Source organism: Tenacibaculum sp. Bg11-29, assembly GCF_002836595.1.
GTDB lineage: Bacteria > Bacteroidota > Bacteroidia > Flavobacteriales > Flavobacteriaceae > Polaribacter.
The window spans coordinates 677583-701048 of the sequence record NZ_PJBB01000003.1 but is presented as its reverse complement, the minus strand read 5'-3'; the positions used below and the strand labels follow the sequence as shown (position 1 = coordinate 701048).

Genomic DNA, 23466 nt, shown 5'->3' with positions numbered 1-23466 from the left:
AAAAGATTTTAGTTTAATTAAATCATTTAAATATGCCATTTTATCATAAATTAGGAGAAATTCCACCAAAACGTCATACGCAGTTTCGTAAAAAAGACGGAAGCTTATACTACGAACAACTTTTTGGAACCGTTGGATTTGACGGAATGTCGACAAACAGTTATCACGAGCAAAGACCAACACAGGTTAAAGAAATAAGAAATCAGTACAGTGTTGCACCGAAAGTAGCAAAAGAAAATAATATTCAATCATATAGATTAAGAGGGTTTCAAGTAGTTCCAGAGGATGACTATTTAGAAAGTCGAAAAATTGTATTAACAAATTCAGATTGCCATATTGCTTTAGCGGCTCCAAGAAAATCTACAACAGAATATTTTTATAAGAATACAGATTCTGATGAAATGATTTTTGTTCATAAAGGAACAGGAAAACTTAGAACAATTTATGGGAATTTAGATTTTAAATATGGAGATTATCTAATTATTCCAAGAGGGATTATTTATAAAATAGATTTCGATACGGAAGATAATCGTTTATTTATTGTAGAATCTCATTCGCCAATTTATACACCAAAACAATATAGAAATTGGTTTGGACAATTGTTAGAACATTCACCATATTGTGAGCGAGATATCCGTCGTCCTTATGAATTAGAAACTAATAATAAAAAAGGAGAATTCATTATAAAAGTAAAAAAGAAAGATGAAATTTTTGATATGGTATATGCAACACATCCTTTTGATGTAGTTGGGTATGATGGGTTTAATTATCCGTATGCTTTGTCAATTCATGATTTCGAACCTATTACAGGTAGAATTCATTTACCACCTCCAATTCATCAAACTTTTGAAACAAATGCTTTTGTAATTTGCTCATTTGTACCTAGGCTGTATGATTATCACCCAGATTCAATACCAGCTCCTTATAACCATAGTAATATAGATGCCGATGAGGTTTTGTATTATGTAGATGGGGATTTTATGAGTAGAAATGATGTTGAAGCAGGCCATATCTCCTTGCATCCAGCCGGAATACCACATGGTCCCCACCCAGGAGCAGCTGAAAGAAGTATTGGTAAAACAAAAACAGAAGAATTGGCTGTAATGGTTGATACTTTTAAACCTTTAATGGTTACAGAAGAAGCAATGAAAATTGCAGACGAAGATTATTTTAAATCTTGGTTAGGGTAATTAAATAGAAATAATATACCTGTTAACGCAGGGAAAAAATATAAACATCACAAAGATGGCAAAAGAAGTAAAGTCAGTAGATTACGGTTTAGAGAAAATATTTGAAGGAGCACAAGATTTTCTTCCGTTATTAGGAACAGATTATGTAGAGTTTTATGTGGGTAATGCAAAACAAGCGGCTCATTTTTATAAAACTGCTTTTGGTTTTCAATCATTAGCTTATAAAGGATTAGAAACAGGATCTAGAGATTCTGTAAGTTATGTTTTAAAACAAGATAAAATCCGTTTAGTATTAACAACACCATTAAATAGTAAATCGCCAATTAACGATCATATTGTAAAACATGGTGATGGTGTAAAAGTAGTTGCTCTTTGGGTTGATGATGCAAGAAGTGCTTACGAAGAAACAACAAAACGTGGGGCTAAATCATATTTAGAACCAACTGTTGAAACAGATGAGCATGGTGAAATTGTAAAAGCAGGAATTTACACTTATGGTGAAACAGTACATATGTTTATTGAACGTAAAAACTATAAAGGAACATTTATGCCTGGTTTTCAAAAATGGGAATCTGACTATAATCCAACTTCAGTTGGTTTAAAGTACATAGACCACATGGTTGGTAACGTTGGTTGGAATCAAATGGATGTTTGGGTAAAATGGTATGAAGACGTAATGGGGTTCGAAAATTTTTTATCATTTGATGATAAGCAAATTCATACAGAGTATTCTGCATTAATGAGTAAGGTTATGTCTAACGGAAATGGTCGTATTAAATTTCCAATTAACGAACCTGCAAAAGCTGCAAAAAAATCACAAATTGAAGAATATTTAGACTTCTATGAAGGTTCTGGAGTACAACATATTGCTGTTGCAACTGATGATATTATTAAAACAGTAAGTGAGTTAAAAGCACGTGGAGTAGAATTTTTACCACCACCACCACAGTCGTATTACGATATGATTCCTGAAAGATTAGGTGAGCATAGAGATATGATGAAAGAAGATATAAATGAGCTTCAGAAATTATCAATTATGATTGATGCAGATGAAGAAGGGTATTTATTGCAAATTTTCACAAAGCCTGTTGAAGATAGACCCACTTTATTCTTTGAAATTATTCAAAGAATGGGCGCTCGTGGGTTTGGAGCTGGGAATTTTAAGGCATTATTCGAGTCAATCGAAAGAGAGCAGGCGAATAGAGGAACACTATAACCTAATATATTAGATAAAAGAACCAAGAGAGAAGATGTGAAATCTGTAATCTTGGTTCTCTTTTTATTTTAAAAAATGAATCAGAATTTTAAGAATATAAAATCCCCTTTCTCATAAAATTTATTTTACATCAAAATAAAGGTGAATTTTAAATTTAAAAAGTATAAAAATGAGTAAGGAAGATATTTTAAAAGCATTAGAAGAAAAATACGATAAATTAGGAGTCCCTTTGAATACAATGTTAGAGGGGTTGCTTCATAGTACGCCAATAACTTATTGGGATTATATTCAAACAGATGCGTTATTGGGATTGCAAATTCCTAGAACAACAGAAAAAGATGAAATGGTGTTTATCATGTATCATCAAGTAAATGAACTATTATTTAAAATGGTTTTATGGGAAATAGATCAAATTTCTCTTTCTAAAGAAGCAATAACTGCAGAGAAATTTTCTAAACACTTAATGAGAATTAGTCGATATTTTGATATGTTATGTAGTTCCTTTGATGTGATGGGGGAAGGTATGGATGTAGAGCAATATCTAAAATTTAGAAATACACTAGCTCCTGCAAGTGGTTTTCAAAGTGCTCAATATCGAAAAATAGAATTTGCATCAACAGAGTTAATTAATTTAATAGATGTTAGATATAGAGATACTATAGATAGAGATTCGTCTTTAAAAAATGCATTTAACCATTTGTATTGGCAAGCTGCTGGTAAAGATCATAAAACTGGTAAGAAATCTACTTTAATCAATCTATTTGAAGAAAAGTATATGGGTGATTTTATTGATTTTATGGAGGATTATAATGAGTGTAATCTTTCTAAGAAATTTCAAGAATTACCTAAAGAATTTCAAGAAAACGAAGAGCTAATAGCTGCAATGCGTCATTATGATTATACAGTAAATGTAAAATGGGTACTAGCACATTATGATGCTGCTGGAAAATATTTAGGTGGTGGTGATAAAGATTTAGAAGCTACTGGTGGAAGTAATTGGCGTAAATATATGCATCCAAAGTATCAAAGAAGAATCTTCTTTCCGTATTTATGGAACGAAGAAGAACTTAAAAATTGGGGTACATTTTAATTTTAGCTAATAAAAAATATAAAGCTGTTTGATTTTAATATCAAGCAGCTTTTTTTAGTTTGGAACAATAATTGTTTAATTTTTTTCATAAGTTTGAACATCATGAAGAAAAAGATACTATTTATTACACTATTATTTATTACCATAATTGCTTTTGGTCAAAAAAAAACAACTGTATTTAAAGGAGGTGAATGGCTTAAGTTTAAAATGAGTTATAGCGGGTTTTTAAAAGCAGGGAATGCTACTTTATCGTTAAAAGAAGAAAATTTAAAAGGAAAAAAAGTATTGCACGCTACAGGAAAGGGCTGGACTACAGGAATGATTAAATGGTTTTTTAAGGTAAAAGATGATTATCAATCTTATTTTGATATAGAAACAGGAAAGCCATATTTATTTAAAAGAAAAATAAATGAAGGAGGTTATAAAAAAAATAGACATATAACTTTTGATCAAGAGAATAATACAGCATATGTTCAAGATTTTATAAAAAAGAAAGAGAATACTATTTCAGTAACTGGCCCACAAGATATGATTTCTACATTCTATTTTTTAAGAAGTTATAATACAAAGGGAATGAAAAAGGGGGAGGAAATAAAGGTAAATATGTTTTTTGATAATAAAAGTTATCCTTTTAGATTGCGTTTTTTAGGTAACGAAATATTAAAAACAAAATTCGGAAAAATAAAAACTCAAAAATTTAGACCATTAGTTCAGTCCGGTAGAGTTTTTAAAGCAAAAGAAAGTGTAACTGTATGGATTACTGCTGATGATAATAAAATACCAATAAAAATGAAAGCATCTTTAGCTGTCGGTTCTCTTCGGGCAGATTTAGAAGCATATAAGGGGTTGGCAAATCCATTTGAAGTAATTTTTTAATATAATAATTTAATAAGTTGTTTACTTATTGTTAAAGTGTAATAAGGAATAGTTTTTATTTGTACTTTTGCAAGTAAACTCAATTTTAAATAATTTTTTTTGAAAAAATATATTCTCTTACTTTTTATTTTTTGTGCTTTTTTATCATGTAAAAAAGAAAAAAAAGAAGAAATAAAGACTCCTGTAAAGATAGAAAAACCAAAGCCTATTTATGCTTTTGGATTTAATCTAGATAATTATAACGTAATAAATGATACTATTAAAAATGGTGAAAGTTTTGGCGTTATTTTAGATAGATACCATGTGGGATATCCAAAAATAAATAAAATAGCAACAGTAATTAAAGATACTTTTGATGTAAGACGAATTAGATCGGGAAAGGCATTTACTATTTTAACATCAAGAGATTCTCTTGAAAAACCTCAAGTTTTTATTTATAAACATAACAAGGTAAATGCGACAATAATTAATTTCAAAGATTCTGTTATATTATCATATAAGTTTAAGAAAAAAATTAAAATAATAGAAAAAGAAATTACAGGACAAATTTTTTCAAACTTATCAGTTACAATGGATAGTTTAAATCTTAGTGCTTCATTAACAAATACTGTAGCTGATATTTATGCATGGACACTTGATTTTTATCGATTACAAAAAGGAGATAAATTTAAATTAATTTATGAAGAGAAATTTATTAATGATACTGTTTTTGTTGGCTATGGAGAAGTGAAAGCGGCGGTTTTTAATCATAAAGGAGAAGACTTATATGCTTATAAATTTGTAGGTGATTCTATTAAGAATATTCCAGAATTTTATAATGAAAAAGGAGATATGCTGAGAAGGGCATTTTTAAAATCGCCAATTAAATTTCAATACCGTATATCATCACGTTATAATTTAAGAAGGAAAATTGCATTATATGGAAGAGTTCGACCTCATAGAGGAACAGATTTTGCTGCAAAGTATGGAACTCCAATAATGACGACAGCTAGTGGTACAGTTGTCGAAGCTGCAAGAAAAGGAGGTAATGGAAATTATGTAAAAGTAATGCATAATGGTACATACACTACTCAGTATTTACATATGAAACGAAGAAATGTTAGAGTAGGAGATTATGTAAAACAAGGAGATATTATAGGTTGGGTAGGTATGACAGGAAATACAAGCGGACCACATGTGTGTTATCGTTTTTGGAAATATGGGAAACAAGTAGATCCTTTTAGAGAAAAACTGCCATCAGCAGAACCGTTAGATTCTTTGGTTAAACCAGCGTATTTTAAATTTATAAAACCATTAAAAGTACGATTAGACAGTATAAAATTAGCTATAAAGGATACTGTTTCTGCTCCTTTAAATAAAAAATAAATATTAGCAATACATTAACTATGCCGTTACAAAACATTAATCCAACCCAAACGAAGGCCTGGGAAGAATTAACTGATCATTTTAGTAAAGCAAAAGAATATAATTTAAAAGATCTTTTCCGTAAAGATAAAAACAGAAAAGAACAATTCTCTATTAAGATAGATGAACTAAGTGTTGATTTTTCAAAAAACCTTATTACACAAGAAACAATTGATTTATTGATTTCTTTGGCTAATCAAACGGAGTTAAAAGATGCTATTGATAAGTATTTTTCAGGAGATAAAATTAATGAAACAGAAGACAGAGCTGTTTTACATACGGCTTTGAGAAGTAATTCGGAAACTCCTGTTTTAATTGAAGGTAAAGATGTGAAGCCTCAAGTGCAAACAGCTTTAAGGAAGATGAAAAGCTTTAGTAATAAGGTTATTTCAGGGAAATGGAAAGGGTTTACAGGTAAGGTAATTACAGATGTTGTTAATATAGGAGTAGGAGGGTCTGATCTAGGACCAAGTATGGTTGTTGAATCTTTACAGTTTTATAGAAATAAGTTAAAATCACACTTTGTCTCTAATATAGATGGAGATCATGTAGTAGAAATATTAAATAAGCTAAATCCAGAAACTACATTATTTGTAATTGTTTCTAAGTCATTCACTACAGACGAAACATTAACGAATGCTAATACTATTAGAGATTGGTTCTTAAATTCAGCAACAATTTTTGATGTTGCTAAACATTTTGTCGCTGTGTCTTCTAATATGGAAGAAGCGACAAGTTTTGGAATAGATAAAAAAAATATCTTTCCAATGTGGAATTGGGTTGGTGGTAGATTTTCTTTATGGTCATCTGTAGGGCTGTCTATTTGTTTATCTATAGGTTATGATAATTTTAAGCAGTTATTAAATGGAGCTGAAAAAATGGATAATCATTTTCGAGAGACCCCTTTTGATAAAAATATACCAGTAATACAAGGATTACTAAGTATTTGGTATAATAACTTTTTTAAAAGTGAAACAGAAGCCGTTTTACCGTATAGTGAATACCTAGCAAAAATACCTGCCTATTTACAGCAATCAGTTATGGAAAGTAATGGTAAAGGAGTTGATAGAAATGGAAACGAAGTAGATTACCAAACAGGAGGGATTATTTGGGGAGCGACTGGCGCAAATATGCAGCATGCTTTTATGCAGTTAATACATCAAGGAACAAAATTAATTCCAACAGATTTTATTGGGTTTAAAGAATCATTACATGGTTTAACAGAACATCATAAAAAATTAATGGCTAATTATTATGCTCAAATGGAAGCTTTAGCTTGTGGTAAAACAAAAGAAGAAATTCATTTAGAGTTAAAGCTTGAAAACAGATTAGACGAAATAAATCAATTATTACCGTACAAAATATTTAAAGGAAACCGTCCTAGTACTTCATTTCTATTTAATAAATTGACTCCAAAAACTTTTGGAATGTTAATATCTACTTACGAACATAAAATTTTTACACAAGGAGTTATATGGAATATATTTTCCTTTGACCAGTTTGGTGTTGAGTTAGGTAAGGAAATCGCAAGGAAAATGTTAAATAACTAGTCTTTTTGTTTTTTTTACTCCCGTTATGAAGGGTTTGTTTGTTAAATAGGTGTTAAAAACCTTAACATTAACTTAATATTAGCAGCATAGAAAAGTAAGACCTTTGCTACTGCATTTAATAACAAATAGATTTAATAATGAGAAATTTTAAAAATGTTTTACTGGCAGCATTGTTCTTTGTAACGGCTACAGTTTTAGGACAAGGGGTTACAACTTCGTCAATGCGAGGTAAGATTACAGATAATCTTAATGAGCCTTTACCAGGAGCTAATGTATTAGTAGTTCACGTACCTTCAGGTACAAAATATGGTGCATCAACAAACTTTGATGGTCTTTATAGGATATCTAACATGAGAATTGGTGGGCCTTATAAAGTTACAATTTCGTTTGTAGGATATGCAAATTCTGTAAAAGAAGGATTGTATTTAAACTTAGGTGTTACTGAAACAGTAAGCGTTAAGTTACAAGAAAATGCTAATGTTTTAGAAGAGGTTATAATTAGTACTTCGTCTAATACTAAAGACGGTTCTGAAACAAAAGTATCTAGAAAACAAATAGCTTCATTGCCAACACTTTCTAGATCTATAGCTGATTTTGCAAGGTTAACACCTCAAGCTCAAATTAGCGGAGATAATCAAATTTCAATAGCAGGTCAAAATAATAGGTATAACGCTATTTATTTAGATGGTGCTGTAAGTAACGATGTTTTTGGTCTATCTAGCTCAGGAACTAATGGAGGTCAAACGGGTGTAAGCCCAATTTCATTAGATGCTATCGATCAATTTCAAATTAATATAGCTCCTTTTGATGTAAAACAATCAGGTTTTGCAGGAGGTTCAATTAATGCAATTACAAAATCAGGAACGAATAAAACACAAGCATCAGCTTATTCTTTTTTTAGAAATGAAAAATTAGCAGGAAAAACACCTGTGGATGTTGCTGGTAGTAATGAAAGAATAAAATTACCAGAATTTACAGCTTTAACTTATGGAGCTAGGATAGGTGGAGCAATAAAAGAAGATAAATTATTTTATTTTGTTAATTATGAAAAACAAGATAACGAAACTCCAAGAACTTTTTTTGTTGATAATTACACTGGTGATTCAGACGCTACAGCTTTAAGTAACTTATCACAATTCATAGCAAATGAATATGGTTATAATGTAGGAGGATATGAAAATGCTATTTCATCTTTAAAAAGTGATAAATTAATTGCTAAGTTAGATTGGAATATTAATGATAATCATAAGTTGTCATTAAAGCACTCTTATGTAAAAGGTGTGAGTAATAGAGCGAATTCATCATCTACAAGAAGTATTAATTTTTCTAACGGAAATCAAGTATTTGAATCTACAACAAATACTTCTACACTGGAATTAAATTCTACGTTCGGAAGTAAATATTCTAATAATTTAGTTGTTGGATATACAAAGGTTAAAGATGATAGAGGTTTTAACGGTAACCCTTTTCCTAATGTAAGAATTAGAGATGGTAGAGGACGTGTTTCTTTTGGTTCTGAGGCCTTTTCTACAGCTAACTTATTAGAATCTGAAGTGTTAACTCTTACAGATAATTTTGATATTTTTGCAGGAGCTCATAAAGTAACAATTGGTACTCACAATGAGTTTTCATCAATGAATAATGTTTTCTTTGGAAGAAATTTTGGTTACTATGAGTTTGCTAATGTAAATGATTTCTTAACAAAACAAAATGCCATTAGATATCGTTTAGGTTACTCTTTAATTGGAGGGAATGGTGATACGTCAGAAGGATCTGCTAAATTTAATGCATATCAGTTTGGTATTTACTTTCAAGATGAGGTAACGGTTTCTGACAAGTTTAAAGTAACTGCAGGTTTGCGTTTTGATGTTCCTTTTTGGGAAAATGGAAGAAATAATCCAGATTTTAATACAAGAACTATTGGCTTATTAAAAGCGGCAGGAAAAGATTTAAAAGGAGCTAGAGTAGGTAAGGGGATAGACTCTAAAATGCATATTTCACCTAGAGTAGGTTTTGCATGGGATGTTAAAGGAGATAGAAGTACTAAGATTAGAGGTGGATTCGGTATATTCACATCTAGAGTTCCTTTAGTTTGGCCAGGAGGAGCATATAATAATAACGGGGTAACTTCTGGTAATATTGATATAAGAGGAGCAGGTAATACGCCAGTATTTAACCCAGATGTTAATAGTCAATTTCAAGACCCAGTAGCAGGTTCTGGAGCAATTGCTGGTTCAGTTGATTTATTTGCAGCTAATTTTATGTTACCTCAAGTTTTTAAAGTGAACTTAGCGATTGATCAAAAATTACCAGCCAACTTTAATATTTCTGCAGATTTTATTTGGAATGATAATATTAAAGCAATAAAATATGAAAATCTTAATTTAGAAGGTCCACAGTTTTCTACCACTGAAGCAGGAAGTAGACCAAATTATGAATATAAGAGAGTTGATAATAATTATCAAGGAATATATTTAGCTTCAAATACAGGTGAAGGTAGTTCTTGGAATTTTGCAACAACATTAAGTAAAAATTATTATTCAAATTTTCTAGACATAAGAGCACAAGCATCTTATTCTTACGGTGATTCAGATGTAGTTAATGATCCAACATCTTCTCAAAATAGTTCTCAATGGTCTAGAGTTGAAAATATTAACGGAGCAAATAATTTAGGTTTGTCTAGGTCTGATTTTGCACAAGGACATAGAGTGTTGTCTAATGCTTCTATTGATTTAAAATGGAATGCTTCAAATAAAACAACTTTAGGATTGTTTTATGATGCAGGTCAAGGTAATGTGTTTAGTTATGTTTATAACGATAGAGGAGCTTTAGCGGGTGATTCAGGGGATTCTAATTCTCTAGTTTTTGTACCAGCCAATGCTAGTCAAATTAATTTAGTTGACGAAGGATCTTTTACAGCTGCTCAACAATGGACAGCTTTAAATAGTTTTATTGAAAGTAATGATTATTTAAGAAGTAGAAGAGGTAAGTTTACGGAAAGAAATGGCGATAGGTCTAAATGGAGCCATGTGGTAGATTTAAAATTTGCTCATGAATTTAAATTAAAAGGAAAGAAGAATTCTCATGCTATAGAATTAACTGCTGATATTTTTAACTTTACTAATTTATTAAACAAAAATTGGGGTAAGAGATATTATTCGGGAAGTTTTAATGCTGTACAATTGGTTAAATTTGAAGGGTTTGAGTCTGATGGTACTACACCAGAATACTCTTATGACCCATCAGCAGAAGGGTCTTTAAATAGGTCTGATGATAGCGGGTCAAATTCTTCTAGATGGCAAATGCAAATAGGTATTAGATATAAATTTAACTAATAAATTTATAAGAGTAGTATTTCAAAACCACCTCAAACGAGGTGGTTTTTTTATGCATAAAATTTAGTAAGTTTGTAACAAACAAAACTAACAGACAAATAATAATGAAAACATTACACTCTTATTGGGCATATATAGTTTTAGTAGTATTAATTTTTACTGTTGTAAATGCAATTATTGGTTTACTACAGAAAAAAGAATTCACTCATAAAGAATTTCGTTTAGGCTTATTTACGTTAATAACAACTCACATTCAATTATTAATAGGTTTCTTAGTTTATTTCGTTGGAGGATTTCAAAGTGGATTAGGTGATATGAAAGATTCAGGAGTTAGATTACTTGCTTTAGAACACCCTTTAATGATGATAATAGCAATCGTTTTAATAACAATTGGATGGTCTAAGCATAAAAAACAAGTAAAAAGTGAAACGAAGTTTAAAACCTTTGCAATTTTTTATGGACTAGCATTAGTGCTAATATTATCAAGAATTCCTTGGAGTAATTGGTTTTAATTTAAAAATATAGTCCCGCTTTCGCGGGATTTTTTATTTTTGCTTACTATTAAAAATATAATAATGAAATTTTTAAGTTATATAGTATCATCAGTATTTGCATTAGTATTTTTTTTACTGCTAATAATATTTCATCCTCTACAATGGTTGGGGTTGAAATTATTTGGTCAAAATGGGCATCAAAATGTTGTAAATATTATGAATTGGTTTTTAATTAAATCATTATTAATTTTAGGGATTCGTGTTCAAGTAGAAAATGAACAAGATTTACCTGAAGACACTACGTTAATATTTGTGTCAAATCATCAGAGTACTTTCGATATCTCACCAATTATTTGGCATTTTAGAAAGCATCACCCTAAGTTTGTATCTAAGAAAGAACTAGCAAAAGGAATACCAAGTATTTCTTTTAATTTAAGGCATGGTGGGGCTGCTTTAATAGATAGAAAAGATGCAAGGCAGGCATTAACAGAATTGGCAAGTTTTTCTAAAAAAATAAAAAAGAATAAATGGTCTGCAGCTATTTTTCCAGAAGGAACAAGAAGTAGAACCGGTAAACCGAAATCATTTTCGGTAAATGGCTTAAAAATGATAGCTAAATACAATCCAGAGGCATATGTTGTTCCGTTAACAATTAATAATTCTTGGAAAGTGTTTAAATATGGTAAATTTCCATTAGGCCTTGGTAGTCCAATAAAAATAAAAACACACGCACCAATAAAAGTAGATAGTTTACCGTTTAATGAGTTGATAGCTAGTGTAGAAAAGACAGTTAAAGAATCAATTTTATAATTAGAACAAAAGATAATTAATATACTAAATATTATGTCAATACAAAATATCCGAAAGGAAGTTATGAAAACTCTCGAAAAGAATATCGATAGTTTCGTAGATAAGTTTTTAATACCAGCAGAGAAAATTTGGCAGCCAACCGATTTTTTACCAAACTCACAAAAAGATACTTTTATTACAGAAGTTGAAGAGATTAGAGAGTTGTCTAAAGAATTAGATGATGATTTTTGGGTGGTATTAGTTGGGGATACAATTACTGAAGAAGCATTACCAACGTATGAATCGTGGTTGTTAGATTTAGATGGAATTACACAACATCCAGATAATGGTTGGGCAAAATGGATACGTGCTTGGACAGCAGAAGAAAACCGTCATGGAGATGTATTAAATAAGTATTTATATCTTTCAGGAAGAGTAAACATGCGTGAAGTAGAAATTACAACACAACATTTAATTACTGATGGGTTTGATATTGGTACAGCTAGTGATCCGTATAAAAACTTTGTGTATACGAGTTTTCAAGAATTAGCAACGTATGTTTCACATTTAAATGTTGCAAAAATTGCAAAGAAAAAAGGACACAAAGCATTAGCAAAAATGTCTAGAATTATCGCAGGAGATGAAATGCGTCATCACCAAGCATATACCGAATTTGTTAAGCAAATATTTAAGATTGATCCTAGCGAAATGATGTTAGCTTTTCAATATATGATGAAACATAAAATAGTAATGCCTGCAATGCACTTAAGAGAGTCTTTTGGAGCGAAAGGTAGTTTGTTTGATGATTTCTCTACAGTAGCTCAAAGAGTTGGTGTATACACAGGTTTTGATTACGTTGATATCATAAAAAAGCTAAATATTGCTTGGGAAATTGATAAAATTACAAATTTAAGCCCAGAAGCCGAGAAAGCTCGTGATTATTTAATGAAATTACCAGATAGAATGTATCGAATTACAGAACGTATCACAGTTCCTGATACTAAATTCGAATTTAAATGGATGATTCCATCATAAAATATAATTAAGTAACGTCATTGCGAATAAAATGAAGCAATCTGTGTATAGACTATTTCATCATATATTTATCGTAATGACGTTATCTTTATTGAAAAGTAAAAAGATCTCTATCTTCTAAAAAACCAAATTTGGTACGCACCTTATTTTGGTTTTCTTTATCTAATTCAATAATTAAAGAAATTTCTTGCCCATTATCATTTTTTTCTAAACAATTTCCTAATACATCATATGCAACAGAATTTCCGTTGTATTCATATCCGTTAGCATCAGTTCCTACCCTATTTACCCCAATAGTGTAACTCATGTTTTCTATAGCACGCGATTTTAACAATGAATTCCACGCTTCAACTCTTGGTGTAGGCCAGCTAGCTACATATAAAAGTAAATCGTAATTGTCTGTATTTCTAGCCCACGTAGGGAAGCGTAAATCATAACAAATTAAAGGAGAAATTTTCCAGCCTTTATAATTAATTAAAATGCGTTTATTACCAGGTGAGAATGTTTTATGTTCATTAGCGAGCGTAAATAAATGCTTTTTATCATAAAAATCAATTTTACCACATGGGTGTACAAAGAGTAACCGATTAAAGTAGTTACCATTTTCTGTAATAATGATACTTCCTGTAATTGCACTCTTTTTTTTTGCGGCTAACTGTTGTATCCAAGCTATAGTCTTACCACCCATTGTTTCTGCTAAATTACTTACTTGCATGGTAAAACCTGTAGTAAACATTTCAGGTAAAATTATCAAATCAATGTCAGAACCAAGCTTATTTATTTTAACTTCAAAATTCTTTCTGTTTTCTGTAGGGTTTTCCCAAACTAAATCAGATTGAATAAGTGCTACTTTAAGTTTATTATTAGTTTTCATAATTAAGAAATGAAATTGTTATTCATATCAAAAATAAGATAAAATTTGTATTTTGGGTTAATTAAAACATAGCTATGAACTCGTTTATCTCTGAGACTTTAGATACTATTTTACAAACAACTAAAACATTTGAAAATGTTGTATTTATCCTACCATCTCAAAGAGCAGGAGTGTTTGTGAAACAAGAATTTAAAAATAAAATTTTAGCAGGTTTTTTACCTCAGGTTCTTAATATTGGAGATTTTGTTGAAGAAATTTCTGAAATTAATAAAGCAGATGCAGTACAATTACTATTCCATTTTTATACTATATATAAAGAAGTAGAAGAGAGACCAGATACGTTTGATGTTTTTTCTTCATGGGCTTTTACTGTTTTACAAGATTTTAATGAAATAGATCAACATTTAATTAATCCAAGAGATATTTTTGTGTACTTACGAGATATTCATCGTTTACAAAAATGGTCGGTAAAAGGAACGTTTAAAGAAACGGAATTAATGAAAGATCATTTTTATTTTATGGAGAAATTAGAGCAGTTTTATACAGTTTTTTATCAATTTTTGATTAAAAATAAAATTGGATATCAAGGTGTTTTATATCGGGAAGCAACTAAAAAAGTTGAAGATTTTATCAGTAGAAATAAAGCAAAAAAATATTACTTTATAGGATTCAATGCTTTAAATACAGCGGAAGAATTGCTGTTTCAAGAATTTTTGTCAGCAGGAAATGCTGAAGTTTTTTGGGATATCGATAAAACGTTTTATGAAGGAAATCATCAAGCTGGTAGTTTTCTTAGGAAGTATAAAAAGCAATGGAAATATTATGAAAAAAACTCAATTGAAACGATAAAAGATTATTTTTCTGAATTTAAGAATATTCAGGTAATAGGAGCATCAAAAAACATTACGCAAATAAAACATGCAGGAGAGATTTTATCAAAATTATCGAATCAGAATAATACAGCATTGGTGTTGGCAGATGAAACATTGTTACCTATAACGTTGAATTCACTACCAAAGAATGTAGAAGCAATAAATATTACCATGGGATATCCTTTAAAAGATATTCCTACAACGAGTTTAGTCTTGGCGATTTTTCAATTATTCAATAATCAAGAAAAATTAAAAAAACAAGAAGCAAATCAGTTTTACCATAAAGATGTTGTTCGGTTTTTAAAAGATGCATCGATATATAAATTATTACAAATAGATGATGCTAATAATGTCGCAGAGACTATTTCAAAAGTTATTGTTAAAGAGAATAATACATTTGTTAGTCAAGAATACATTAATGTGTTTATTTCTCCTTTAGAAGTAGGATTAAAAGATATTATTAGCGCTGTTTTTAACCCATTTTCTACGATATCTGAATTTTTATCGAGAATATTACAGTTAATTGATGTTTTAAAAGACAATGCAAACGATTTAGAAAAGGAGTATTTGTTTCGTTTTTATACTGCGTTTACACAATTACAAAACTTACATATTGAGTTTAATTATGTACAGGATTTAAAAACATTATATCAGTTTTTTAGACAGTTAATACAATCTGAAAGTTTATCGTTTCAAGGAGAACCGTTACAAGGTTTACAGTTAATGGGAGTATTAGAAACACGTATGTTAGATTTTGAAAACGTGATTATAACATCGGTAAATGAAGGAGTATTACCCGCAAGTAGTCAACAAAATACTTTTATTCCGTTTGATGTAAAAATAGCCTTTGGTTTACCGACTTATAAAGAAAAAGATGCACTTTTTTCATATCACTTTTTTAGATTGTTACAAAGAGCTAAGAATATTTTTATATTATATAATACTGAGCACGATGTTTTTGGAAGCGGAGAAAAAAGTCGTTTTGTTACGCAGTTAGAAATGATGCGAAATGATATTGCAGAAAAGATAATTGGCCCTAAAGTAGTAACATCATCAACTAAGTTAAAAGAGATTCAGAAAGACGAGAAGGTTTTAGAACGCTTACAAAAATTAGCTAAAAAAGGAATTTCACCATCGGCATTAACTAATTACCTATATAACCCAATTGCATTTTATAAACAAAAAGTTTTAAAAATAAATGAATTTGAAAATGTAGAAGAAACGGTAGCAGCAAATACAATGGGTACTGTTGTTCATGATACTTTAGAAGCATTGTATAAACCATTTATAGGTAGGTTTTTATTGGTAGATGATGTTATGAAAATGCAGCAAAAAACAAAAGAATTAATAATTTTTTATTTTTCAGAACATTTTAAAAACGGAGATATTTCTACAGGAAAAAACAGATTGGTTTTTGAAGTGGCAAACCGTTTTGTAGAAAATTTTTTAGCGAACGAAAAACAATTGTTAAAAGATGAGAATAATAAATTAAAAATTATTGGAACAGAACAAAATTTAGCTACTGAAATTACTGTTGATGGAATTGATTTTCCTATAAAAATACACGGACAAGTAGATAGAATAGATGAATTAAATGGGGTAACTAGAATTATAGATTATAAAACAGGAATGGTTGATGCTAATAAATTGAAGGTGGTTGATTTTACAAGCATTCGAGATTTAAAACATCACAAAGCTATTCAAGTAATGTTATATGCTTTTTTATATACTCAAAACAATAAATTTGATTTTTCTAATAATTTAGAAGCTGGAATTATTTCATTTAAAAACTTGAAAAATGGGTTTTTAAAAATGAATTTTTCTTCTAATTACCGAACTCCAGATAATGAAGTAACTGAAGAGAAGTTAACTGAGTTTATGGATGAAATAAAAGAGTTTTTAAAAGAGTTATATAATCCAGAAATCGATTTTATTGAACCTGCAAATTTGCCTTATTAGTTATGATAGTATTGATAAAGTATGGCTTCTGAAGATAGATAATAAGTGTAAACCTACCCGAAATACCTCAGGGTAGGTTTGGAAGGGTTATTTATTTGGGTATTCAAATGGATTATTGTTATTTAATGATTGTCCTGTCATTGTTTGAATAACATCCCAATGCTCTATAATCATTCCGTTATCATCAAATCTAAATATATCAACCACACCTGAAATAGCGTTTTCTTTTGCATCTAAATCTTCTACTTTGGAGTGTATTACCACCATATCACCTTGAGCTATCACTTTGGCAATTATGGTCTTTGATTGATAGTTAATACTTTTTAAAAATTTTAATAAATCGATTAAGCCTGATTTTTTATCAGTCGCAGTTGGATTATGCTGTATGTAGTCATCGACAACAAAGTTTTCAACTGCAGATAAATCATCCAAATTATCGAAGGTTTTTAAAACTGCAATAGCTCTTTCTTTGTTCTGGGTTAAGTTCTTCTTAGTATTAATATTAGTATCTGGACCAGCATGCATTGTGTTATTATTTTTCACTTCACTTGGTGGAGACTGGTCTTGATCCCAATGCTCTACTAACTTACCATTTTCAATACGCCAGATGTCAACATAAATATACTGTTCTGAGCCTACTGTCCATAAAGAATGTAATGCAGCATAGTCGTTTTCACCAACTACTCTTAAGATTTCTATTTTATTCTTACTATCAGCATTAGCTTGTAGCTCTTCTTTTAAGGGCGTAACTCCGTCAGCGTAAGCAGGGGCATGTTGTATATATGTATTACCAATATATTTGTTGAATTTAGTCATGTTTTTTTCAACAATAACTTCCTGATAAAAGCCTCTGGCAATTTCTGCAGAAGTTAATTCGTTAGAGACATCATCATCATCATTTTGATTACAACTAGCAAAAAATATAATAGTTGCTACTACAAGTAAGGTGTTTAAAAAATACTTCATTCTTAAATTTTTATAAATTAGAGAGCAAAGGTAAAATCTGTAAAATCGATAAACATTGAACTAGTACAATAAATTGAATAGATGTACTTTTTTAATACTTACGTAAATTATTTTACTATTTTTCTTCGGATTTTACTTAAAAATTCGTGAGATATACCTAGATAAGATGCTATTTGAATATTCGTAAGTCGCTCGGAAATTTGAGGATATTTGGTTATAAATTCAAGATATCGCTGATCTGCAGTAGTACTAATATTTCTTATCATTCGTTGTTCTAATGCGACATTAGATTTTTGGGTCATGATCCGGAACATTTTTTCAATTTCAGGTATTTCTTGGTAAGCTTTATTCTTGTTTTCTGTATTTATGATTAAAACTTCGCTGTCTTCAAGAGCTTGAATCGTAAGTTTGGCTGGAGTTTTGTCCAAAAAACTGTTCAAGTCTGTTACCCACCAATTTCTTATGGCGAAGTATGAAGTATGTTCATTACCTTTTTCATCAACTGTATATAGCCTGAAACAACCTTTGGTAACAAAGCCTTCAAATTCACATACATTACCCTGCTTTAGTAAAAAGTTTTTTTTCTTTATTGAAGTCAAATTAAAAAGGCAAAGGAATTTGTTTAAGTCTTCATCTGAGATGTTTACTAGTTTTTTTACGTACTGAGCTAATAAATCCATATGTTTACGGGGGCTATATGATAATTATTGAAAAAAATAATATATTTAATAATAATTGAATCGTCATACTAAAGCATGATGAGAATGAATTGATACTGGTATTTTTTTTAATGATACTAACCATTTTAGCAAAAACTATACTAGGAAAACTATCTTTCATGTGATAAAGAGGTAAACTTTATCAAAAGGACTTATGAAATGTGTTGATATTTGTTTTTTTATATATCCATATAAACAACAACCCAAGTTTGATTGTTAAAATTATAACGAACTAATTCTTTAAAACCAATAGCTTTATGAGCTTTTATTGAACGAGTATTTAAGGTATCTATTTTAGTAATTATACAATCATGTTTAGATTTAAAAGTATCTTTCATTTTTGTATACAAACCTCTAAAAATGCCTTTACCTCTATAATTTTTATCAATGCAAACCTGTCCCATAATAATATAATTACTATTAGATTTAATAGATATATCTATTTCAGTAAACATAGGAGTTAGCACAGGAATTTCTCCTCTAAATTTTTTAGACATAGATAAAGCATATCCAATAACATTATCGTTATGTGTAGCAATACTATGTGAATGTAATTCATGCATATTTCTTAACATAGCTAAATCGTGTTGAACCGTAACAAAACCCTGTTCCTTTTTATCAATTTCAGTTAAATTAATAGGAGTGTTTTTAGCTTGTAAGGCCAATATTTGTTTTAACTCTAAAAGGGTTTCAGTCGTTTTAAATTCAATCATAATTTCACATTTTTGTTAAAAGATAACGAATAGCGTAGTATTATAGTATTTTTATGGATGTGCATTTACCCAAACCTCACCATCTTCAAAATATTCTTTTTTCCAAATAGGAACAGTTTCCTTTAAGGTGTCGATAGCATATTGACAAGCATCAAAAGCTGCTTTTCTGTGAGGTGAAGAAACAGTAATAATTACAGGAATATCTTTTATTTGTAATAACCCTTCAGCATGATGAATCGCAATTTTTTTAATGCTAAATTTATCTAAAGCTAGGTTTGCTATTTTTTGCATTTCTTTAATAGCCATTGGTTTGTAGGTAGAGAAATCTAATTGTGTAACGTTTTTATTTTGAGTTGCATCTCTAACTGTACCAACAAAAATAGAAATTCCTCCACAAGCAGCATCCACTACAAAATCATAACATTCTTGTAAGTCTAGTTTTTCAGATGTTACTTTTATAGATGTATTATCCATTATTTAATAGAATAAAATTAATTGTATTGCTAAAATATAGTATTTTCGGCAACAAAATTTATTACGATACTATTTCTATGAAAAAAGCTATTTTATTCCTTTTTATTATCTTTTGTAGTAAACAAATTCAATCTCAAGAAGCTTTAATCAATTTTAAATTACATAAAAGTGAAGTTTTTAAAGAGAAAAAAGAAAGTGTTTTAAAAACGATATTTAAAGATAATTCTAATCAATTATTTATTTTAAGAACTTTCAATAATGAGAAAAGTCTATCAATAGATATTTTTGATAAGGATTTAAAACAGATAAACTCATTTGAGCATAAAATTGAAAAAAGACATAGAGTTGCTGGAGGTTTTTTAAATGACAATATTATAGGGTTTATTGAATATTATAGAAACAAAAAAGAAAAGAAAATAGAAGCGTATTTATATACTTCAATTAAAGATGTACTTGAGTTTTCTAAAAAAAAAATATTTGAGGTTACAACAGATAGGTATCCTTCTTTTTTTGAATCATTATTTTCGGGAGCAAGATTAGATAGAGATTTTGAAGGAAATATTTCATTTTCTAAATCAGGAAAATATAATGTTTTTAATATCGATTCTTCTGATAAAAAAACTGAACATCACAGTATTTTAGTTTTTGATGAAAATTTTAATAAACTTTGGGATGAAGAATTTGAATTACCATATGAAGATAAAAGGTTTAAACTTCAGGATGTAATAGTTTCTGATAGTGGAGAAGTATTCGTTTTAGGGAAGTTTTACCCGAAGAAAAGGAAGAAAAAGAAAAAAGGAGGTAATTATCACTATGAGCTGTTTAAGATTACTGAGAACAATGTTTCATCAACAAAAATGTTAGTTGAAAATCATTTTGTAGCAACCTTAGAATTAGATTTTACCCCAGAAGATAAATTAAGTTGTATCGGTTTTTATTCAAACAGGAATGAAAACAGGTATAAAGGAGTTTGTTCTTTTGTTATAGATCCAGAAAGTATAAAAGTGGAAAGCTCTAATTTTTCTCCATTTACAGAACAGTTTTTAACTGATAAATACGGTAAATCAAAAGATAAAGAGTTGCGAAATATTAAGTTTAAAAATATTTCGTTTCCAGATGATGGAGGTATTATTATAACAGCCGAAGAGTTTTTTATTACAACTACTTATGTACATAATAACTACGGAGGTTACACTAAAATATCTTATAATTTTGATGATATAATTACTTTGAAATTAAATGATGAAGGAAAATTATTATGGGCAAGAAATATAAATAAAGCTCAAACATCAGGTTATTTTTCAGACCCTTTAATGTCATTTGGTACAGCTCAATATAAAAACAGTGAGTATTTAATCTTAAATGCCCACAAAAAAATGGGGGAACTATCAGGTGGAAGAATAAAGTTTAGAGAGAGTTTTTTATGGAAAGCAACTAAGAAAAATACAAACTTATATATTGTTAAATTTGATGAGGACGGAAACTATCTATATAAAACGATTTTGTCTAATAAAGAGGAAGAAACACCATTTAATTGTAGATATATTGAACAAGTTTCTGAGAATGAATTAATTTTATATGGTCAAAGAAAAAAGAAGAGACAATTTTTAAAAATAACAATCAACTAAATTTAAGTAATGAAAACACTTAACGATTTTAATTTCGAAAACAAAAAAGCATTAATTCGTGTAGACTTTAATGTGCCTTTAAATGATAAATTTGAAGTAACAGACACAACAAGGATTCAAGCAGCAAAATCAACTATTATAAAAATTTTAGAAGATGGAGGTAGTTGTGTGTTAATGTCACATTTAGGACGACCTAAAGGGAAAGAAGATCAGTTTTCATTGCGCCATATCATTGCAAAAGTATCTGATGTAATAGGAGTGCAAGTTAAGTTTGTTGATGATTGTATTGGAAATGAAGCAACAGAAGCGGTGGCTAATTTAAAAAGTGGAGAAATTTTATTGCTAGAAAATTTACGTTTTCATTCAGAAGAGAAATCCGGAGATATTGCTTTTGCTGAACAATTATCTAAATTAGGTGATATATATGTAAACGATGCTTTTGGTACTGCACACAGAGCGCATGCATCTACGGCTGTTATTGCACAGTTTTTTACAGAAAATAAATGCTTTGGAAATTTATTAGCTACTGAAATAGAAAGTATTAATAAGGTTTTAAATGATTCTGAAAAACCAGTAACTGCAATTTTAGGAGGCGCAAAAGTATCATCTAAAATTGGAGTGATAGAAAATATTATAGAAAAAGTAGATCATATTATCGTTGGTGGAGGGATGACCTTTACTTTTATTAAGGCTTTAGGCGGGACCATCGGAAACTCGTTAGTAGAAGATGATAAGCTAGAATTAGCATTATCAATTTTAAAACTAGCAAAAGAGAAAAACACAGAAATTCATTTACCAGTTGACGCTATTATTGCTGATGCTTTTTCGAATGATGCAAATACACAAACGATAGATACTGCTAAAATTCCTAATGGATGGATGGGGCTTGATTGTGGACCAGAAACTTCTATGAAATTTGCAGAAGTAATTGCAAAATCTAAAACTATTTTATGGAACGGACCTTTAGGTGTTTTTGAACTAGAAAACTTTGCAACAGGTACTATTGAGCTTGGAAATGCAATCTCTAAAGCAACCGAAAATGGTGCATTCTCTTTAGTTGGAGGAGGAGACTCTGTAGCAGCAGTAAAGCAATTTGGTTTTGGAGATAAAGTAAGTTACGTTTCTACAGGTGGTGGAGCGATGTTAGAAATGTTAGAAGGAAAAACATTACCAGGAATTGAAGCTATTTTAAAGTAATCTGCCATTTCGAGCGCAGTCGAGAAATATTTATTAATAAAATGAAATACACAAAATTACCAAATACAGACATAAAGGTTTCTAAAATTTGTTTAGGAACAATGACATGGGGAAATCAGAACACAGAAGCTGATGGACACGAACAAATGGATTATGCTTTAGAACAAGGGGTAAATTTTTGGGATACGGCTGAATTGTATTCAGTTCCTGCAACTCCTGAAACATACGGAGCAACAGAGAAAATTATAGGTTCTTGGTTTAAAAAAACCGGAAATCGTGATAAAGTTGTATTAGCAAGTAAAATTGCTGGTGGTGGCGATTATACAAAACACATCCGCACAGGCGGGTTTACAAAGCAAAATATTATAGATGCGGTTGAAGGAAGTTTAAGTCGCTTACAAACTGATTATATTGATTTGTATCAATTACATTGGCCATCTCGAGGAGTGAATTGTTTTGGGGTACGTGATTATCCGTATCAAACAGCAACTAAAGAAGCTGAAAACCATTTAGAGATTTTAGAAACAATGAATCAATTAGTAAAACAAGGAAAGATAAAACACGTTGGTTTATCTAACGAAACTCCTTGGGGAACTATGAAATATTTACAAACGGCTAAACAGCATAACTTGCCAATAATGAGCACTATTCAAAATTCATATTCATTAATTCATAGAGGTTATGAAGTTGGTATGAGTGAAGTTTCTATGAGAGAGAATATTGGCTTGCTAGCATACTCTCCATTAGCACAAGGTGTTTTGTCTGGAAAGTATTTAGATGGAAAAACTCCTGAAGGAGCACGAGGAACGTTGTTTCCAAGGTTTATAGCTCGCTATATGTCAGAAAGTTCTTTAAAAGCGGTTTCTGAATATTTGAAAATAGCAGAGAAACATGGTTTAACGCTATCTGAGTTATCATTGGCCTATATTAATCAGTTACCATTTGTAACTAGTAATATTATTGGTGCAACAAAAATGAGTCAGTTAAAAGAGAATATTAACTCTATTAATATTGAGTTATCAGATGAAGTTTTAAAGAAAATAGAAGCTGTACATAACTTAATTCCAAATCCTGCGCCTTAAATA

At 29.9% G+C, this 23466-nt stretch carries 19 protein-coding genes; 14 read left to right on the top strand and 5 right to left on the bottom strand.

What is annotated here, in order from left to right; all coding sequences use genetic code 11:
* The first annotated feature begins 32 nt into the window (after positions 1 to 32).
* From CXF68_RS03225 to CXF68_RS03180, 10 genes are all read left to right on the top strand, one after another.
* Positions 33 to 1190, top strand: coding sequence for a homogentisate 1,2-dioxygenase (locus CXF68_RS03225; protein ID WP_101042932.1), 1158 nt, complete (start codon positions 33 to 35; stop codon positions 1188 to 1190).
* Between the two features lie 55 nt (positions 1191 to 1245).
* Entirely contained in the window at positions 1246 to 2406 is a 1161-nt protein-coding gene (gene hppD / locus CXF68_RS03220; protein ID WP_101042931.1) for a 4-hydroxyphenylpyruvate dioxygenase, read from the top strand.
* 169 nt (positions 2407 to 2575) lie between these two features.
* Positions 2576 to 3496 carry a tryptophan 2,3-dioxygenase family protein gene (locus CXF68_RS03215; protein ID WP_101042930.1) on the top strand — a complete coding sequence of 307 codons (921 nt, stop codon included), beginning with the start codon at positions 2576 to 2578 and terminating at the stop codon, positions 3494 to 3496.
* Positions 3497 to 3598: 102 nt separating this feature from the next.
* Positions 3599 to 4372: a DUF3108 domain-containing protein gene (locus CXF68_RS03210; protein ID WP_101042929.1), complete on the top strand. Its 774-nt coding sequence runs from the start codon at positions 3599 to 3601 to the stop codon at positions 4370 to 4372.
* 99 nt (positions 4373 to 4471) lie between these two features.
* Complete coding sequence (locus tag CXF68_RS03205) at positions 4472 to 5737, top strand: peptidoglycan DD-metalloendopeptidase family protein (RefSeq protein WP_101042928.1); 1266 nt, start codon at positions 4472 to 4474, stop codon at positions 5735 to 5737.
* 20 nt (positions 5738 to 5757) lie between these two features.
* Positions 5758 to 7326, top strand: coding sequence for a glucose-6-phosphate isomerase (pgi, locus tag CXF68_RS03200; RefSeq protein ID WP_101042927.1), 1569 nt, complete (start codon positions 5758 to 5760; stop codon positions 7324 to 7326).
* Positions 7327 to 7463: 137 nt separating this feature from the next.
* Entirely contained in the window at positions 7464 to 10661 is a 3198-nt protein-coding gene (locus tag CXF68_RS03195; RefSeq protein ID WP_101042926.1) for a TonB-dependent receptor domain-containing protein, read from the top strand.
* Between the two features lie 104 nt (positions 10662 to 10765).
* Positions 10766 to 11173, top strand: coding sequence for a hypothetical protein (locus CXF68_RS03190; protein ID WP_101042925.1), 408 nt, complete (start codon positions 10766 to 10768; stop codon positions 11171 to 11173).
* A 63-nt stretch (positions 11174 to 11236) separates the two neighbouring features.
* The gene (locus CXF68_RS03185; protein ID WP_101042924.1) at positions 11237 to 11965 is read left to right on the top strand and encodes a 1-acyl-sn-glycerol-3-phosphate acyltransferase; all 729 of its coding nucleotides are present in this window, start codon (positions 11237 to 11239) and stop codon (positions 11963 to 11965) included.
* A 33-nt stretch (positions 11966 to 11998) separates the two neighbouring features.
* Positions 11999 to 12979 carry an acyl-ACP desaturase gene (locus tag CXF68_RS03180; RefSeq protein ID WP_101042923.1) on the top strand — a complete coding sequence of 327 codons (981 nt, stop codon included), beginning with the start codon at positions 11999 to 12001 and terminating at the stop codon, positions 12977 to 12979.
* A gap of 88 nt (positions 12980 to 13067) precedes the next feature.
* On the opposite strand, the gene CXF68_RS03175 is transcribed toward CXF68_RS03180, so the two are convergent.
* Complete coding sequence (locus CXF68_RS03175; protein WP_101042922.1) at positions 13068 to 13853, bottom strand: amidohydrolase; 786 nt, start codon at positions 13851 to 13853, stop codon at positions 13068 to 13070.
* A 74-nt stretch (positions 13854 to 13927) separates the two neighbouring features.
* Here CXF68_RS03175 and CXF68_RS03170 point away from each other — a divergent pair, with 74 nt between their 5' ends.
* Positions 13928 to 16684 (top strand): PD-(D/E)XK nuclease family protein, encoded by a 2757-nt coding sequence (locus tag CXF68_RS03170; RefSeq protein ID WP_101042921.1) that lies wholly within the window; start codon positions 13928 to 13930, stop codon positions 16682 to 16684.
* Positions 16685 to 16771: 87 nt separating this feature from the next.
* Here the strand turns inward: CXF68_RS03170 and CXF68_RS03165 are convergent, their stop codons facing one another.
* The 4 genes from CXF68_RS03165 to CXF68_RS03150 all read right to left on the bottom strand — a co-directional run bounded on the left by CXF68_RS03165 (position 16772) and on the right by CXF68_RS03150 (position 19556).
* Complete coding sequence (locus tag CXF68_RS03165) at positions 16772 to 17650, bottom strand: nuclear transport factor 2 family protein (RefSeq protein WP_101042920.1); 879 nt, start codon at positions 17648 to 17650, stop codon at positions 16772 to 16774.
* 107 nt (positions 17651 to 17757) lie between these two features.
* Positions 17758 to 18330 carry a Crp/Fnr family transcriptional regulator gene (locus tag CXF68_RS03160; protein WP_101042919.1) on the bottom strand — a complete coding sequence of 191 codons (573 nt, stop codon included), beginning with the start codon at positions 18328 to 18330 and terminating at the stop codon, positions 17758 to 17760.
* 218 nt (positions 18331 to 18548) lie between these two features.
* On the bottom strand, positions 18549 to 19082 hold the full coding sequence (locus tag CXF68_RS03155; RefSeq protein WP_101042918.1) for a GNAT family N-acetyltransferase: 534 nt from the start codon (positions 19080 to 19082) through the stop codon (positions 18549 to 18551).
* Positions 19083 to 19133: 51 nt separating this feature from the next.
* On the bottom strand, positions 19134 to 19556 hold the full coding sequence (locus CXF68_RS03150) for a molybdenum cofactor biosynthesis protein MoaE (RefSeq protein ID WP_101042917.1): 423 nt from the start codon (positions 19554 to 19556) through the stop codon (positions 19134 to 19136).
* A 77-nt stretch (positions 19557 to 19633) separates the two neighbouring features.
* Here CXF68_RS03150 and CXF68_RS03145 point away from each other — a divergent pair, with 77 nt between their 5' ends.
* The 3 genes from CXF68_RS03145 to CXF68_RS03135 are packed head-to-tail and all read left to right on the top strand — an operon-like array spanning position 19634 to position 23463.
* On the top strand, positions 19634 to 21184 hold the full coding sequence (locus CXF68_RS03145; RefSeq protein ID WP_157821841.1) for a hypothetical protein: 1551 nt from the start codon (positions 19634 to 19636) through the stop codon (positions 21182 to 21184).
* Positions 21185 to 21193: 9 nt separating this feature from the next.
* A complete protein-coding gene (gene pgk, locus CXF68_RS03140; RefSeq protein WP_101042915.1) occupies positions 21194 to 22381 on the top strand; it encodes a phosphoglycerate kinase in 1188 nt (395 codons plus the stop codon).
* Between the two features lie 41 nt (positions 22382 to 22422).
* The gene (locus tag CXF68_RS03135) at positions 22423 to 23463 is read left to right on the top strand and encodes an NADP(H)-dependent aldo-keto reductase (RefSeq protein WP_101042914.1); all 1041 of its coding nucleotides are present in this window, start codon (positions 22423 to 22425) and stop codon (positions 23461 to 23463) included.
* Positions 23464 to 23466 lie beyond the last annotated feature (3 nt).